The 16,387-nt window shown below is 71.4% G+C and carries 14 protein-coding genes; 10 read left to right on the forward strand and 4 right to left on the reverse strand.

Translation table 11 applies throughout. The features are described 5' to 3' along the window. Window positions 1–134 precede the first annotated feature (134 nt). From WD341_RS18675 to WD341_RS18690, 4 genes are all read left to right on the forward strand, one after another. Window positions 135–2,567, forward strand: a complete 2,433-nt coding sequence (locus WD341_RS18675) for a Lon protease family protein (protein WP_368427003.1) — start codon at window positions 135–137, stop codon at window positions 2,565–2,567. Beyond that, entirely contained in the window at window positions 2,564–3,406 is an 843-nt protein-coding gene (locus WD341_RS18680; protein WP_368427004.1) for a hypothetical protein, read from the forward strand. The genes WD341_RS18675 and WD341_RS18680 overlap by 4 nt, the downstream gene beginning before the upstream one ends. 88 nt (window positions 3,407–3,494) lie before the next feature. Continuing rightward, window positions 3,495–4,133 (forward strand): bifunctional nicotinamidase/pyrazinamidase, encoded by a 639-nt coding sequence (gene pncA, locus WD341_RS18685; protein ID WP_368427005.1) that lies wholly within the window; start codon window positions 3,495–3,497, stop codon window positions 4,131–4,133. Between the two features lie 7 nt (window positions 4,134–4,140). Next, window positions 4,141–5,502 (forward strand): nicotinate phosphoribosyltransferase, encoded by a 1,362-nt coding sequence (locus tag WD341_RS18690; protein WP_368427006.1) that lies wholly within the window; start codon window positions 4,141–4,143, stop codon window positions 5,500–5,502. Between the two features lie 25 nt (window positions 5,503–5,527). On the opposite strand, the gene WD341_RS18695 is transcribed toward WD341_RS18690, so the two are convergent. Beyond that, entirely contained in the window at window positions 5,528–6,202 is a 675-nt protein-coding gene (locus tag WD341_RS18695; protein ID WP_368427007.1) for a dienelactone hydrolase family protein, read from the reverse strand. A gap of 36 nt (window positions 6,203–6,238) precedes the next feature. Here WD341_RS18695 and WD341_RS18700 point away from each other — a divergent pair, with 36 nt between their 5' ends. Then, on the forward strand, window positions 6,239–7,339 hold the full coding sequence (locus WD341_RS18700) for a hypothetical protein (RefSeq protein WP_368427008.1): 1,101 nt from the start codon (window positions 6,239–6,241) through the stop codon (window positions 7,337–7,339). On the opposite strand, the gene WD341_RS18705 is transcribed toward WD341_RS18700, so the two are convergent. Further along, complete coding sequence (locus WD341_RS18705) at window positions 7,308–8,288, reverse strand: ribose-phosphate diphosphokinase (RefSeq protein ID WP_368427009.1); 981 nt, start codon at window positions 8,286–8,288, stop codon at window positions 7,308–7,310. The two genes, WD341_RS18700 and WD341_RS18705, sit on opposite strands and share 32 nt — an antisense overlap. Then, on the reverse strand, window positions 8,285–8,989 hold the full coding sequence (locus tag WD341_RS18710) for a phosphoribosyltransferase (protein ID WP_368427010.1): 705 nt from the start codon (window positions 8,987–8,989) through the stop codon (window positions 8,285–8,287). The genes WD341_RS18705 and WD341_RS18710 overlap by 4 nt, the downstream gene beginning before the upstream one ends. Before the next feature lie 188 nt (window positions 8,990–9,177). On the opposite strand from WD341_RS18710, the gene WD341_RS18715 reads away from it, so the two are divergent. From WD341_RS18715 to groL, 3 genes are all read left to right on the forward strand, one after another. Beyond that, window positions 9,178–9,729, forward strand: coding sequence for an Hsp20/alpha crystallin family protein (locus tag WD341_RS18715; protein ID WP_368427011.1), 552 nt, complete (start codon window positions 9,178–9,180; stop codon window positions 9,727–9,729). Window positions 9,730–9,881: 152 nt separating this feature from the next. Further along, on the forward strand, window positions 9,882–10,211 hold the full coding sequence (locus WD341_RS18720; protein WP_368427012.1) for a hypothetical protein: 330 nt from the start codon (window positions 9,882–9,884) through the stop codon (window positions 10,209–10,211). A gap of 50 nt (window positions 10,212–10,261) precedes the next feature. Further along, the gene (groL, locus tag WD341_RS18725) at window positions 10,262–11,884 is read left to right on the forward strand and encodes a chaperonin GroEL (protein ID WP_368427013.1); all 1,623 of its coding nucleotides are present in this window, start codon (window positions 10,262–10,264) and stop codon (window positions 11,882–11,884) included. Between the two features lie 7 nt (window positions 11,885–11,891). Here groL and WD341_RS18730 read toward each other — a convergent pair whose 3' ends face one another. Then, entirely contained in the window at window positions 11,892–13,121 is a 1,230-nt protein-coding gene (locus WD341_RS18730) for an aminotransferase class V-fold PLP-dependent enzyme (protein ID WP_368427014.1), read from the reverse strand. A 234-nt stretch (window positions 13,122–13,355) separates the two neighbouring features. On the opposite strand from WD341_RS18730, the gene WD341_RS18735 reads away from it, so the two are divergent. Both WD341_RS18735 and WD341_RS18740 read left to right on the forward strand, forming a co-directional pair. Next, a complete protein-coding gene (locus WD341_RS18735) occupies window positions 13,356–14,015 on the forward strand; it encodes an ABC transporter ATP-binding protein (protein WP_368427033.1) in 660 nt (219 codons plus the stop codon). Next, window positions 14,012–16,384, forward strand: coding sequence for an ABC transporter permease (locus WD341_RS18740; RefSeq protein ID WP_368427015.1), 2,373 nt, complete (start codon window positions 14,012–14,014; stop codon window positions 16,382–16,384). Before WD341_RS18735 ends, WD341_RS18740 begins: the two co-directional genes overlap by 4 nt. Window positions 16,385–16,387 lie beyond the last annotated feature (3 nt).

Raw genomic sequence — 16,387 nt, forward strand, 5'->3', positions numbered from 1 at the left:
CGTCACCAAGACGGCCGTTCCCGCCCGCAGGCTATCTTGATCTGGCGCAAGGCCGCCGGCGTCCGCTTGGCTGAGACTTCAGTGGCGGCCTTTGGCCTCGAGACGACATAGCCAATTCGAATCAGGGAGAGAAGATGGCGAAGTCCGCCGCCGAGCCTGCGCTCGTCCCGCTGCCGGCCGCGCGCCTGCGACGACGCTGCGATCCTGCCGCGTTCGGTTTCGAGACGACGAACGAGCTCGAGCCGCTCGACGGCTTCCTGGGTCAGGAGCGAGCGCTCGAAGCCCTCGACTTCGGCACCTCGATAGAACGGGCCGGCTTCAACCTCTTCGTGCTCGGCCGGCCGGCGACGGGTCGGCACACCAGGGTCCGGCGCTACCTCGTCGAGCTTGCGGCCCGCCGGCCGGCACCGGCCGACTGGGTTTATGTCAACGACTTCGACTTGCCGCAGCGGCCCAAGGCGATGAGCCTGCCGAGCGGGCGCGCCGCGGCCCTTCGCGAGGGCATGGCGGAGGCCATCGAGGATCTTTCCACCGCCCTGCCGGCCGTCTTCGACAGTGACGAGTATCGCCGCCGGCGCCGGGGCATCGACGAGGAATCCGAGGAGGCGCAGGAACAGGCAGTCGAAGGCCTGCGGAAGGAGGCGGGGCGGCGCGGGGTTGCCCTGCTGCATACGCCTCTGGGCTTCGCCCTGGCACCGCTGCGCGACGGGCAGGTCGTCAAGCCGGAGGTCTTCAACGCCTGGCCGGAGGCGGAGCAGCGCGAGGTGCATCGCGTCATCACCGAGCTCCAGGAGACGCTGCGCGGCGTCCTGGAGCGAATGCCAAGACTGGACAAAGAGCGCCGGAAGAAGCTGCGCGAACTCGACCGGGAGTTCGCGGCGGTCGCCGTCGACCACGGTCTGGCCGATCTCGTGCAGGCCTTCGCCGACCTGCCGGCGGTCGGCCGACATCTTGAGGCCGTGCGCGAGGACCTTGTCGAGAATGCCGGGCTGTTCACCGCCCCGGGTGTCGAGGAGGCCCTGCAGGCCGGACATGCCGCGGAGCAGGGGGAGCTGCGTCGCTATGAGATCAACGTCCTGGTCAGCAACGGCCATGACGGCGGCGCACCGGTCGTGCAGGAAGACCACCCGACGCTGCCCAACCTGCTGGGTCGGATCGAGCACCTGCAGCAGATGGGCACCCTGGTCACCAACTTCACGCTGATCAAGGCCGGCGCCCTGCACCGGGCCAACGGCGGCTACCTGCTGCTCGATGCACACCGGCTGCTCGTCGAGCCCCTCGCCTGGCCCGCCTTGAAGCGGGCGCTTCGCAACGGCCGCATCGTCGTCGAGTCCCTCGGCGAGTATCTCAGCCTGGTCTCGACCGTCTCGCTCGAGCCGGAGCCGATCCCCTTCGCGGCCAAGGTCGTCCTGTTCGGCGAGCGGCTGGTCTATTATCTGCTCTCCGAGCTGGACCCCGACTTCCCGGAGATCTTCAAGGTCGCCGTCGACTTCGGCGACGAGGTCGCGCACAACGAAGACACCCTCACCGCCTACGCGCGCCTGATTGCGGCGATGGTCAAGCGCGAGCAGCTGCTGCCTTTCGACCGGACCGGCGTGGCCCGCCTGCTGGAGCACAGCGGCCGGCTCGCGGAAGATGCCGAGCGCCTGTCCGTGCGGCTCGGCCCGATCGCCGATCTGGCCCGCGAGGCCGACCACCTGGCCCGGCAGGAGGCGGCACCGGCGATCGCCGCAGCCCACGTCGCGCGCGCTGAGCGCGCTGCTCGCCGGCGCCTCGACCGGCTGCGCGAAAAGCACCAGGAGGCGATGGTGCGCGACATCCTGCTGATCGACAGCGACGGGGAGAAGGTCGGACAAGTCAACGGCTTGAGCGTCGTGTCGCTCGGCAGCAACGCCTTCGGCCAGCCCAGCCGGATCTCGGCCAGAGTTCGTCTCGGAGCCGGACGGGTGGTCGACATCGAGCGAGAGACCGAGCTCGGCGGGCCGCTGCACTCCAAGGGCGTGCTGATCCTCTCGGGGCTGCTGGCCGCGCGCTACGCCCTCGACTGGCCAGTCTCCCTCGCCGCCAGCCTGGTGTTTGAACAGTCCTACGGTGGCGTCGAGGGCGACAGCGCCTCGGCGGCGGAGGGCTGCGCGCTGCTCTCGGCGATCGCCGAGCTGCCGCTGCGCCAGGACCTGGCGATCACCGGCTCGATCAACCAGTTCGGCGAGATCCAGGCGATCGGCGGGGTCAACGAAAAGACCGAGGGCTTCTTCGAGCTCTGCACCGCACGCGGCCTGACCGGACGTCAGGGGGTGATCGTACCCGCGGCCAATGTCCAGCACCTGATGCTGCGCGACGAGGTGGTGGCGGCCTGCGCCGAAGGCCGCTTCGCGGTCTATGCGGTTGCCCATCTCGACCAGGCGGTGTCGCTGCTGACCGGGCGGGCGGCCGGAGAGCGCGGTGCCGACGGGCTGTTCCCACCGGAAACCGTCAACCGACTGGTCGAGGACCGTCTGATCGGCCTGGCGCAGCGGCGCCTGGAGCTTGCCCGACGGGCCGAGGAAGCGAAGGGTGCCGAGGAATGAACGGCAAGGCGGGCGGCTGGCAACCGAGGCGCGTCGTGATGAGCCTGCTGGCCGACGCAGACGGTCGCGCGGCCTTGGCGCAAGCGGCGCAGCTGGCGCGGTCGCTTGGCTCCGAGCTCGCCTGCGTCTTCGTCGAGGAGAGTGATCTCATGGCTTTGGCGGCCCTGCCGAACAGCGCCGAGATCGGCAGGGTCAGCGGCCGTCTGCGGCCGATCGACAGCCGCACGCTGAACGCCGAGCTGGCGCGCAACCTGGCCGCCGTCCGGCGGGACTTCTCGGCACTCGCCGGGACCCTCGTCGGGGCGGGCGAACGCGAGGTCGAGGTCCTGCGCGGCCACGCGCTCGACCCCTTCCGCCGGGCGCTGCCCGACGACCTGCTGTTTTATGCCGGATCCCTGCGGCGTCTGGCCGGGCGGGATCTGATGGAAACGTTGCAGGAGGCGGCGCTGCGCACCGCCGGCATCCTGCTGCCCCAGGCGCAGCCGACGGCGGCCGCCGGGCCCGTGGTGGCGGTCGTGGGCTCGGCGGCCGGCGCCGAGCGGATCCTGCCGGTGCTGCAGCGGCTCGCCGGAGGCCCGGGCAGTGCCATCGAGATCTTCCTGGCCGGGGCGCCGGCACGACTGCCGCCGGGGCTCGCGGCCGGTGCGCCGGGCGTTCGGCTGCGAGGGGTCGAAGGCTCGGCCGCGCTGCACAGCGTGGCGGCGATCGCAGCGCGCAGCGGGGCGCGCCTGCTGGTCAGCGAGACCGGCGCGGCACTCCTGAGCCAGGGCGCCGAGCTGCGTGCCGTCCTGCGCCAGCTTCGCTGCCCGCTGCTGCTGATGAACCAGGAGGGAGGATGACCGCCGAAGGGGAGTGGTCGCCCCTCAGGCGCTTGCCGGCTACCATCGCGGATCGGTCGAGCCAGACAACGGTCACGGGAGAGGCAGCATGACCAGGTTCCGACCGACGGCCGCCGACTGCCTGGTGGTCGTCGACCTCCAGAACGACTTCATGCCGCAAGGGGCGCTGGCCGTGCCCGAGGGCGACGCGGTGGTGCCGCTGGTCAACCACCTGATGGAGGGATTCGAGCACGTCGTCGCGACCCAGGACTGGCACCCGCGCGACCACTTCTCCTTCGCCTCCACCCGGCCGGGCCGTGCGCCCTTCGAGACCATCGAGGCGCCCTACGGTCGGCAGACGCTGTGGCCGGACCACTGCGTGCAGGGCACGCCCGGCGCCGCCTTTCACCCCGACTTCGCCGCCGACCGCGCCCAGCTGATCCTGCGCAAGGGCTTCCGGCGCGACATCGACTCCTATTCCGCCTTCTGCGAGAACGATCGCCGCACGCCCACCGGCCTGACCGGCTACCTCCGCGAACGCGGCTTCCGGCGCCTGTTCTTCGCCGGGCTGGCGACCGACTTCTGCGTGCGCTGGTCGGTCGAGGACGCAAGGCGCGAAGGCTTCGAGGCCGTCATCGTGGAAGACGCCTGCCGCGCCATCGACCTGGAGGGATCCCTGGCCGCCGCGCAGACGGCGATGCAGAGCGCCGGCGCCGTCCGCCTCCGTGCCGCCGATCTCGCCGGCTGATCGCCAGATGACCACTGCCCTGCCCGACATCGACTACGGCCGCAGCCTGCTGCTGACCGACCTCTATCAGCTCAACATGCTGGAGGCCTATGCCTCCGCCGGCATGCGGGGCACGGCGGTCTTCGAGTTCTTCGTGCGTCGCCTGCCGGCAAGCCGCGGCTTCCTGATGGCGGCCGGCCTGGAGCAGGTCGTCGGCTTCCTGCTCGAGGCACGGGTCAGCGAGCGGGAGATCGCCTGGCTGCGCGAGTCCGGCCGCTTCTCGGAGGAGCTGATCGCCTACCTCGCCGGCTTCCACTTCACCGGCGACCTGGAGGCCCTGCCCGAGGGCACGCTGGTGTTCGCCGACGAGCCGCTGATCAGGATCACCGCGCCGATCGCCGAGGCGCAGCTGGTCGAGACGCGCCTAGTCAACTTCCTGCAGTACCAGACGCTGGTCGCCTCCAAGGCGGCGCGCATGGTGTTGGCGGCACCGGGCAGGAGCCTGGTTGACTTCGGCCTGCGCCGCGCCCACAGCGGCGAGGCCGGCCTCCTCGCGGCCCGCGCCGCCTACCTCGCCGGTTTCGCCGGCACAGCGAGCGTGCCCGCCGGGCAGCACTTCGGCATCCCGCTCTACGGCACCATGGCCCACTCCTACATTCAGGCCTTCGAGAGCGAAGCCGAGGCCTTCCTGGCCTTCGCCCGGGCGCGCCCCGACCAGACGGTCTTCCTACTCGACACCTACGACACCGAGCGGGCGGCCGCGACGGTCGCCAGGATCGCGCCGACGCTTGCCGCCGAGGGCATCGTGACCCGCGGCGTGCGTCTAGACAGCGGCGACCTTGGGGCGCACGCCCGCAAGGTGCGCGCGATTCTCGACGGCGCCGGCCTGGGCGAGGTCCAGATCGTCGCCAGCGGCGGCCTGGACGAGGATGAGTTGGCCGCCCTGACGGCTCGGGACGCGCCGATCGACGTCTACGGCATCGGCACCAGCCTGGTCACCTCGGAAGACCTGCCGGGCCTCGATTGCGCCTACAAGCTCAAGGCCTATGACGGCAGCCCGCGCCGCAAGCGCTCCGAGAAGAAGGCCTACTGGCCCGGCCCGACCCAGGTTCATCGTCGTCTCGACGCCGCCGGCCGCCTGGCCGGGGACCGGCTGACCCGTGCCGAGGAGACCGCCGAGGGCGAGGCGCTGCTGCGGCCGGTGATGCGGGCCGGCAGCCTGATCGCGCCCTTGCCCAGCCTGGGCGAGGTTCGCGAGCACTCTGCCCAGGAGCTTAGCCGTCTGCCCGAGTCCCTGACCCGGCTCGAGGGCCCGTCGCGCTACGAGGCGGTGGTGTCGGAGGCGCTGCGCGACCTCGCCGCGGCCGTCGATCGGGCCGTCGGCAGGTGACTCTCGCTGCTCCTGGCTGCCGCCATCATTGCGGTTCGGGCGGCTCCTCGTCCCGCACGCCGCCCGTCGCCCTGCCGAGGTGCCGCCGGAACCAGTCGGTCGCCAGGGCGACGACCCGGTCGAGCGTGCCCGGCTCCTCGAAGAGGTGCGTGGCGCCCGGCACGATCTCCAGCCGCGTCTCGCAGACCAGCCGTTCCGCGGCGGCGCGATTGAGGTCGAGGACGGCCGGATCGGCACCGCCGACGATCAGCAGCGTCGGGCAGCGCACCCGCGGCAGGGCAGCACCGGCGAGATCCGGCCGACCACCGCGCGAAACCACCGCGGCGATCCGCTCTGGCAGGGCGGAGGCCGCCACCAGGGCCGCCGCGGCGCCGGTGCTGGCACCGAACACACCGACTGGCAGGCCGGCCACCGCCGGCTCGCCGGCCAGCCACTCGACCGCCTCGGAGACGCGCGTGCCGAGCAGGGCGATGTCGAAGACCCTGGCACGGTCGGCCGCCTCGGCCTCCGTCAGCAGGTCGAACAGCAGCGTCGCCAAGCCCGCCCGGTTCAGCCGCTCGGCGACATACCCGTTGCGCGGACTGAAGCGGCCCGAGCCGGAGCCGTGGGCGAAAACGACCAGGCCGCTGGCCGCCGCCGGCCTCGTCAGAAAACCCTCGAGCCGCCTGTCACCCACAAGGAGGGTCTGCGCTATGCTCATCGCCGCGCGATCCTGCAGCAGAAGCGAAGCGCCATTGTGACGCAGCCGACGGGCAAGTCCCTAATCCAGACCGATCCGAACGACCGGCTCCCTGCCGAGCGGCCGGGCGCGGCGGGGGCGACCGCCGAAAAGGTCGCCTTCCTGCGCCGGCTCGCGGCCTCGGAAGCGGGCGGCGAGCTGCGCGAGACCCACATGTCCTGGGTCTGCATCGGCAGCGAGCGCGTGCTCAAGCTCAAGAAGCCGGTGCGCTATCCCTATCTCGACTTCTCGACTCTGGCGGCGCGCGAGGCGAACTGCCGTGCCGAGCTGCGCCTGAACCGCCGGCTCGCTCCGGAGGTCTACCTCGGCGTGCGCCCCCTGGTTCGCGGCTCCGACGGCAGGCTCGCGCTCGGCGAGCCGGAGCGAGCCGCCGGCGAGGTGGTGGATTGGCTGGTCGAGATGCGCCGGCTGCCGGAGGCGGCGATGCTCGACGCCGCGCTCGCCGGCGGCCGGGTATCGCGGGCGCAGATCGAGGCGGTCGGAAACCGCCTCGCCGACTTCTATCAGCAGGCAGAACGTCCCGAGGTGGCGCCCGAGGCTCATCTCGCCGAGCTGCGTCGGCAGCAGGCCCTCAACCGGGCGATCATCACCGCGCGCGACTTCATGCTCGACCACGGCCGCGGGGAGCGCCTGCTCCAGGCTGTCGAGGCGGCGCTGGAAGAGCAGGCCGACGCCCTGCGCGCCCGCGCGGCAGGCGGGAGGATCGTCGAGGGGCATGGCGACCTGCGGCCGGAGCACGTCTGCCTGACCGACCCGCCGGTGATCATCGACTGCCTGGAGTTCAACCGGACGCTCCGCCTGGTCGACCCTTACGACGAGCTGGCCTTCCTGGACATGGAGTGCCGGCGGCTCGGCGCCGACTGGATCGGGCCGCTGCTGGTCGAGACGGTCGCCGCGCGAATCGGCGGACGGCCGTCGCCGGGCCTGTACGCCTTCTACCTCGCCTTCCGGGCGCTGGTGCGGGCGCGCCTCACCCTGGTCCACCTGCTCGAGCCCTCGCCGCGCGAGCCGGAGAAATGGCAGCCGCTGGCGCGGCGCTACCTCGACCTCGCAGAGGCCGCCCTGCTCAGGCCTCCGGAAGCGCCAGCAGGTCGCTGATCGAGCCGTTGTCGTGCAGGCGGCGCAGCGCCTCGGCGAAGAGCGGGGCCGCGCTCACCACCTCGACACGCCGCTCCAGCAGCTCGGGTGCGAGGCGGAAGGGCGGCACGCTGTCGCTGACGAAGCTGCGGTCGAGGGCGGGATCGGCCATGGCCTGCGAAGCCTCGCCGACGAACAGGCCGTGCGCCGCCAGGGCATGGACCCGCCGCGCACCGAGCGCACGACACGCCCGGGCCGCCCGCGCCATGGTGCCGCCGGTGCTGATCAGGTCATCGATCACCAGCACGGTGCGGCCCTCCACCTCGCCGACCACCCGCTCGCCGGTGACCACGCCGCCGGTGCGGCGCTTCTCCAGGAAGGCTCCCTCGAGCGGCCGGCCGAGATCGGCTTCGAGGTACTCGCGGAACAGCTGGGCGCGCTTGACCCCGCCCGGATCCGGCGAGGCGACGACCAGTTCCCCCTCGCCAGCCAGAGTCCGCGCGACCCGTGCGAAGATCGGCCGGGTGTCGAGGTGAACGGTCTCGCATCGGAAGGCGTTCTCGAAGGCCGCGATGTTGTGGACCTCGAGGGTGACGATGCGGTCGATGCCGGCCGCCTCGAACAGCTGGGCGACGTAACGCGTGGTGATCGGATCCCGCGCCTTGGTGCGGCGGTCCTTCCGGCCGTAGGCGAGATAGGGCACGACCGCGGTGAGCCGGCCGGCGCCCTGGTCGCGCAGCGCGGCCAGGAAGAACAGCAGGCGGACCAGCTTGTCGTGGACGCTTTGCTCGGGGCCGCCGTGCAGGCTCTGCACCACATAGACGTCGGCGCCGCGCACGCCTTCCAGTGGCCGCGCCTTGTGCTCGCCGTCCTCGAACTCCCGCTCCTCGTGGGCGGCGAGCGGCAGACCGAGCGCGTCGGCCACGGCCTCGCCGAAGGAGCGGCTGGCGTCGAGCGCGAAGAGTTTCATCGCGCCGCCCCCCCGTCGCTCTGCCGCGGCCCCCCCGCCGGACTCGTCGCCGGACCCGAGACCGGAAAGGCTGCCAGATAGCGCTGCACCTCCGCGTCGTCCAGCTGGCCGAAATCGCGGTAGAACTCGCCGATCGCATGGAAGGGATCCGGGGCCTCCAGGCAGACGATCTCGTCGGCCTCCGGCGCCAGGGCGGCCAGCGTGTCGGGCGGCGCAACCGGCACGGCCAGCACCAGCTTCGCCGGCCGCTGGCGGCGCAGCGCCTTGAGCGCCGCCCGCGCCGTGGCGCCGGTCGCCAAGCCGTCGTCGACGACGATCGCGGTTGCGCCGGCGATGCGAGCGCGTGGCCGGTCCTTCAGGTAGAGCCGCCGCCGCCGCTCGATCTCGCGCAGCTCTCGCGCCTCGATCCCGGCGAAGGTCTCCGGATGCGCTTCGACTAGGTTTCTCGTCGCCTCGTTGACGACGAACTCGGGCCGCTCGCCGTCGACGACGGCGCCGACAGCCAGTTCCGGCTGCCAGGGCAGACCGACCTTGCGCACCAGTACGAGGTCGAGCGGCGCCCCAAGCGCCCGGGCGACCTCCGCCGCGACCGGCAGGCCGCCGCGCGGCAGCGCCAGGACCACCGGATCGGCATAGCGCTTATCCAGCAAGCGCTGCGCCAGCGCCTGCCCCGCCGCCGTGCGATTCGCAAAGACCCGCATCGCTGGCTCCCCGAGTGCATGGGGCCGGCAGCCGGCCCACTCCCGCAAGGCTACCACGGCCGCCCTCGTTCGGACCCGATGGGCCGCTTCCAAATCCTGCGCCCGCTTTTGATCCTCATCAATGCCGGCCGTCGCGACCACGACCAGACTGCCCTGATCGGCACAGCATCGTCCAGGGAGAGTCTGCCATGAAAAAGGATGCCCCCGTTTCGAGTGGACCGGCCAAGCCCACGACGCGAGCCGCCGAACAGCCGTCGGCGCCGACCATCTGGCAGCCGCTCGAGAGCCTGCGGGAGGAGATCGACCAGCTGTTCGACGACGTCGGCCGGGGCGCTTGGCGGCTGCCGTTCGGACGATCCCTCGCCGCAGCCAGGCCGCTGGCGCAGCCGGTCGCCGGATGGTCGGCGACGGTGCCGGCCATCGACGTCGCGGAAACGGACGACCGCTACGAACTGACCGCCGAACTGCCGGGCATCGAGGAGAAGGACGTCGAGGTCAAGCTTACCAACGGCAGCCTGCTGATCCGCGGCGAGAAGCGGGAAGAAAAGGAAGAGAAGCGCAAGGACTATCACCTCTCGGAGCGGCGCTACGGCTCCTTCGAACGGCGTTTCCGCCTGCCCGACGGCGTCGAGGCGGACAAGATCGAGGCGCGGTTCAAGAGCGGTGTCCTGACCGTCATGCTGCCGAAGACGGCAGCGGCGAAGACGGCGGAAAAGAAGATCAAGGTCAGGTCCGCCTGAGACCTCTGGCCGCGCCGTCGGGTCCGAACCGCGGCCGGCCGCGCCGGCGGAGGGCGATCGAGGCCTCACAGGGAGATCGCCCCATGACGAAGAATGCAGCCAGGAACCAGTCGCCAGCAAACGACGCTGCGGCCTTCGCAGGGATTCCGACGGTGCCGCTCGAGCTCTCGATTGCCGAAGCGGTCGCGCGGTCTGGCGAGATCTGGGCGCAGGCCTGCCTGGCCTGGCAGGCGGAGCTGGGGCGCTTCGCCGCCGCGCGCCGGCAGGCGGACGCCGAGATCCAGGCATCGCTCGCCCAGTGCCGTGACGCCGCCGAGGTGATGAGGCTGCAGCGGGACTGGTTCGCCGCTGCGGTCCGGGACTACGCCTTGGAGGCGGACCAGTTGATGCGCATCGCGAGCCGCGCCGCCGGTGAGGGCATGACCTGCTGGCCGCCCGTCACGGGCCAGGAGGTCGTGGAAAGCGCCCAGTTGATCGACTAGAGGCCCCATCGTGCGGCCGCTTGGTCCGACCGCCGGAAAAGGAGCGTATCATGGCGCACAAGCAGGTGCTCTTCAGCTCGACCGCCCGCGAAAAGCTGCTGCGCGGTGCGACGCAGCTGGCCGACGCGATCCGCGTCACGCTGGGGCCGCGCTCCAAGTCGGTGCTGATCCAGAAGCGCTGGGGCGCGCCGATCGTCTGCAACGACGGCGTCACCATCGCCAAGGAGTTCGAGATCAAGGACGCCGAGGAGAACCTCGGCGCGCAGATGCTGCGGCAGGCGGCGGAGAAGACCGGCGAGCTCGTCGGCGACGGGACGAGCACAGCGACGATCCTCGCCCATGCCATCCTCGCCGAGGGCATCCGCAACGTCGTCGCGGGGGCCAGCGCGATCGATCTGAAGCGCGGCCTGGACCGCGCCGTGCGGACCACCACCGAGGCGCTGCAGGGGATGTCCCGGCCGGTTCGGACCGCCAAGGAGAAGGCCCAGGTCGCGACGATTTCCGCACACAACGACCCGACGATCGGCCAGCTGGTCGCCGAGGCGATGGAGAAGGTCGGCAGCGACGGTGTGATCACGGTCGAGGAATCCAGGACCACCGAGACGGCCCTGGAGGTGGTCGAGGGCATGCAGTTCGACCGCGGCTTCCTGTCGCCCTATTTCGTCACCGACCCCGAGAAGATGGAGGCGGTCCTGGAGGACCCCTACCTCCTGCTCTCGGGCCACAAGATCGGCCTGCTCACGGACCTGCTGCCGCTGCTGGACCAGGTGGCGAAGTCGGGCCGGCCGCTCCTGATCGTCGCCGAGGAGGTCGAGGGCGAGGCGCTCGCGACCCTGATCGTCAACCAGATCCGCGGCGTGCTGCGCAGCTGCGCGGTCAAGGCGCCGGGCTTTGGCGACAGGCGCAAGGCGATGCTGCAGGACATGGCGGTTCTGACCGGCGCCACGGTGGTATCGGAAGAGCTCGGCACGCGGCTGGAGAGCGTGACCCTGGCGCAGCTCGGCCGGGCGAAGCGCGTCGCCATCGACAAGGACAACACCACCATCATCGGCGGCGCCGGCGGCCGGCCGGAGATCGAGGGCCGCATCCAGCAGATCCGCCGGGAGATCGAGACCACGACCAGCGACTATGACCGGGAGAAGCTGCAGGAGCGGCTCGCCAAGCTTGCCGGCGGCGTCGCGGTGATCCGGGTCGGGGCACCGACCGAGGCCGAGATGAAGTCGAAGAAGGAGGCGCTGGACGATGCGATCGCCGCCACCAAGGCGGCCGTCGCCGAGGGCGTCGTGCCGGGCGGCGGCCTCGCGTTGCTGCGCTGCATCCCGGCCGTCGAGCAGGAAGAAGCCAGGTCCGAGGGCGACGAAAGGACCGGCGTGCAGATCCTGAAGCACGCGCTCGAGTCGCCGACGCGGCAGATCGCCGAGAACTCTTCGGTCGACGGCGGGGTCGTGGTCGCGCGCATGAAGGAGAGCAAGGGCAACCTCGGCTTCGACGCGGCGAGCAAGCGCTACCTGGACCTAGTCGAGGCCGGCATCATCGACCCGACCAAGGTCGTGCGCATCGCCTTGGAGAACGCCGTCTCGGTCGCCAGCGTGCTGCTGCTGACTGAGGCGACCATGACCGAGCTGCCGGAAGCCAGGAAGGAGGCTGGCGCGGAACCGGGGCTGTCCATGTAGCCTACGATCACGACCGCAGCTCGTGCAGGGCCCTGTCGACGCCGAGCAGCAAGGCGTCCACCTCGTCCTCGTCGTTGTAGAGCGCGAAGCTGGCCCGTGCGCTGCCGGCGACGCCCAGCGCGGCGTGCAGCGGCTGGGCGCAGTGATGTCCGGCGCGCAGCGCCAGTCCGTCCTCGTCAAGGCGCAGGCAGAGCGCCAAGCTGTCGACGCCCTCGGCGACGAAGCTGACCACCGGTCCGCGCCGCTCCAGGTCGTGCGGACCGAGCACGCGCACCCCCGGCAGCGCCTGTAACCCCGCGATGGCGTGGCCGGTCAGGCGGCGCTCGTGCGCCTGCACCGCGCTCCAATCGAGCTTCCCCAGCCAGCGCGCCGCTGCGCCCAGCCCGACGGCGCCGGCCAAGGGCGGCGTCCCGGCCTCGAACCGGCCCGGCGGGTCGGCAAAGGTCGCCGATTCCATCGTGACGGAGCGGACCATCTGCCCCCCGACCGTGAAGGGTGGCAGTTCGGCCAGGGCCTCGCTGCGCCCCCACAGCACGCCGATGCCGGTCGGCCCGTACATCTTGTGGCCGGACAGGGCATAGAAGTCGACGCCGAGCGCCGGCAGGTCGAGCGGGCCGTGGGGCGCGCGCTGAGCCCCGTCGAGCAACACCCGCGCGCCCACGGCGCGAGCCACCTCGAGGATCCGTGCGACCTCGGTCTCCGCCCCCGTGACGTTGGAGCAGTGGGTCACGGCGATCAGGCGGGTGTCCGCTCGCACGACCTCGTCCAGGCGGTCGAGGTCGAGCCGCCCCTCCGGGGTGATCGGGATCGCCGACAGGCGGACGCCCCGCCGCCGCGCCAGCTTCTGCCAGGGCAGCAGGTTGCTATGATGCTCGAGCCGGGACACCACCACCCGGTCCGCCGGACCCAGGCGCTCGGCCAGCGCACCGGCCAGGAGGTTAATCCCAAAGGTCGTGCCGTAGGTGAAGACGACCTCCTGCGGCGGAACCCCCAGGTAGCCCGCGATCTCGGCGCGGGCGCCGTCGTAGGCGGCCTGGGCAGCCCGCGAGCGTCGGTGCGGCGTGCCGTGGACGTTGCCCCGCGCCTCGATCTCGAAGCCACGAAGGGCGGCGAGCACGGCCTCGGGCACTTGGGCCGTCGCGGCGTTGTCGAGGTAGCGCAGATCGGGCGCCGAGAGCCCGGGGAACTGCCGTTTCACGACACGCGGGTCGAAGCCCCTGCTGACAGGCTGGTCCATCCGGACGCCTCCGCCGTTAAGCTCTCCCGCGAAGCCTGCCCGCAGGGCGCCCCCGGCGCCTTGACCTGCCTCAAGGCCGCAGGGCGCCTCCAAGGGTACTGAGGCAAGGGGATCTGGCGGTCCGCGCCGCCCAGGAGAAGGAGGTGATCCGTGTCGAGCCTGCCCGCACAGCCTCCAGACGGCGGGCGGCCCCCGGTTGCCCTCAGGGCCTGCGGCCTGACCAAGATCTACCGGATGGGCGCGGTCGAGGTGGCGGCGCTGCGCGGGGTCGACGTCGAGCTCCGCCAGGGCGAGTTGGTGGTCCTGCTCGGACCCTCCGGCAGCGGCAAGTCGACACTGCTCAACATCCTCGGCGGCCTCGACGCGCCGACGGCCGGCCAGGTGTTCTTCCACGACCAGGAACTGACCGGCGGCGGCGAGCGCGCGCTCAACCTCTATCGCCGCTGGCACGTCGGCTTCGTCTTCCAGTTCTACAACCTGATCCCGAGCCTGACGGCCCGGGAGAACGTGGCTCTCGTGACCGAGATCGCGCGCGACCCCATGGCGCCGCACGAAGCCCTGGAGCTGGTCGGCCTCGGCGCGCGGCTCGACCACTTCCCGGCGCAGCTCTCGGGCGGCGAGCAGCAGCGCGTCGCCATCGCCCGCGCGATCGCCAAGCGGCCGGCGCTGCTGCTCTGCGACGAGCCGACCGGTGCCCTGGACAGCGCGACCGGCATCCTGGTGCTCGAGGCGATCCACCGCGTCAATCGCGAGCTGGGCACGACGACCGCGCTGATCACCCATAACGCCGTGATCGCCGAGGTCGCCGACAGGGTGCTCCGCTTCGCCGATGGTCGGATCGTCGAGACGCGGGTCAACGAAACGCGGCGCGCGCCCAAGGAACTGGCCTGGTGAGCGCGATCAGCAGCCTGGACCGCAAGCTGCTGCGCGAGCTCTGGCGCCTGAAGGCCCAGGTCCTGGCCATCGCGCTGGTGATCGCCTCGGGCGCCGCGCTGCTGATCATGGCGCTGACGACGATCGAGGCGCTCGAGGAGACGACCGCCGCCTACTACGAGCGCTCCCGCTTCGCCGAGGTCTTCGCCTCGGTCAAGCGGGCACCGGAGCCGCTGGCCCGCGAGATCGCGGCGATCCCCGGCGTCCGACTGGTCGAGACGCGCATCGTCGAGGGCGCCATCCTGGACCTGCCCGGTTTCGGCGAGCCGGTGATCGGGCAGCTGATTTCCCTGCCCGACCACGGGCCGCAGCTGATGAACAGCCTGGTCATGCGCTCCGGCCGACCGGTCGAGCCGAACCGGCCGGACGAGGTGGTCGTGGCAGAGCCCTTCGCCGAGGCCCACGGACTGGGGCCCGGCGACAGCTTCGATGCGATCCTGCGCGGGCGCAAACGCACCCTGCGGATCGTCGGCACCGCGCTCAGCCCGGAGTTCGTCTATGCGATCGCGCCGGGCGGCCTGATGCCCGACGACCAGCGCTTCGGCATCCTCTGGATGGGCCGCGACGCCCTGGCGGCCGCTTTCGACCTGAAGGAGTCCTTCAATAGCGTCACCCTCGCCCTGTTGCGCGGCGCCGACGCCCAGGACGTCGTTCAGCGGCTCGATTTCCTGCTCGCGCGCTTCGGCGGCACCGGCGCCTATGCCCGGGCCGACCAAGCCTCCAACTGGTTCCTGCAGAACGAGATCACCCAGCAGAGGAACATGGCGCGCCTGATGCCGGCCATCTTCCTGGTCGTGGCGGCCTTCCTGACCAACATGGTGATGGCGCGCCTGATCGCGACCGAGCGTCGGGAAATCGGTCTCCTGAAGGCCTTCGGATACAGCGACTGGGCGATCGGCTGGCACTACGCGAAGATGATCCTGGTGATCGGCGGCATCGGGGTCGTGATCGGGGCGCTGCTCGGGGCCTGGCTGGGCCACTGGCACACCCGGCTCTACGCCGAGTTCTACCGCTTTCCCTTTCTGCTCTACCGGCCGGGGCCGACCAGCTTCGCCATCGCCGGTGCCGTGAGCCTGAGCGCCGCCCTGGCCGGCAGCCTGGTCGCGGTGCGCCGGGCCGTCGCCCTGCCGCCGGCGGAGGCCATGCAGCCGCCGACGCCACCGAGCTATCGCCGGGGCTGGCTGTCGGACACGGCCCTGGCGCGGATCCTGGACGAACCCTCGCGCATGATCCTGCGACGGCTGCTGCGCTGGCCGCTGCGCGCCTTCCTGGCCAGCGCCGGCCTCGCCATGTCGGTCGCGGTGATGATCATGGCCCTGCAGTGGCTCGACGCCATCGACCACCTGGTCGAGAGCGCCTTCGTGCACGGCCAGCGCCAGGACGCCACCATCGCCTTCAACGACCTGCAACCGCTGATCACGGCCGGGAGCTTCCAGCGCCTGCCCGGTGTGCTGGCGGCGGAGCCCTATCGCGCCGTGGCGGCGCGCCTGCGCCACGGCCACCTGAGCGTACGCGAGGGCATCACCGGGGTGCCGGCGGGGGCGATCCTGGGCGCGGTCCACGACGCCGAGCGCGGCCGGATCGAGGTGCCGCCGGACGGGCTGCTGCTCTCGCGCAAGCTGGCCGAGCTGCTCGCCGTCGAGGTCGGCGACGTGCTCGCCGTCGAGGTTCTAGAGGGGCGCCGCCCGAGCCTCAGCCTGCCGGTCGTGCGGATCTTCGACACCTACCTCGGCAGGCCGGCCTACATGGAGCTGGGCGCCCTCAACCGGCTGATGCGCGACGGCCGTGTGGTGAGCGGGCTGCAGGTCGCGGTCGACGCCGCTGAGCGCCCGGCCTTCCTGGCCAGGCTGAAGGAGATTCCCAACGTCACGGGCGCGCTGTTCCGTCAGGCCGCGATCGACAAGGTCTACGAGACCCTGGGCACGACCATGTACATCTTCGTCGGCTTCTTCATCGCCTTCGCTGCGACGCTGTTGGTCGGAGTGACCTACAATTCGATCCGTATCGCCCTCTCCGAGCGGGCACGCGAGCTGGCGACCCTGCGCGTGCTTGGCTTCAGCCGCTGGGAGATTTCCTACATCCTGCTCGGGGAGATCGGCATCCTCACATGGTTCGCGATCCCGCTCGGCTGTGTCATCGGCTATAGCCTCGCCTGGCACATGGCGAGCGCCTTCGAGACGGAACTGTTCCGCGTGCCTCTGGTGATCCTCGACGCGACCTACGGCAAGGCCGCGCTGATCGCGCTGGCGACGACGGTCGCCTGCGCGGCCTTCGTGCGCCGGCGGCTCGACCGCCTGGACCTGGTCGCAGTCCTCAAGACAAGGGAGTAGGCG

This window comes from Tistlia sp. (assembly GCF_040905785.1).
In the GTDB taxonomy this organism is placed as follows: Bacteria; Pseudomonadota; Alphaproteobacteria; order Kiloniellales; family DSM-21159; genus Tistlia.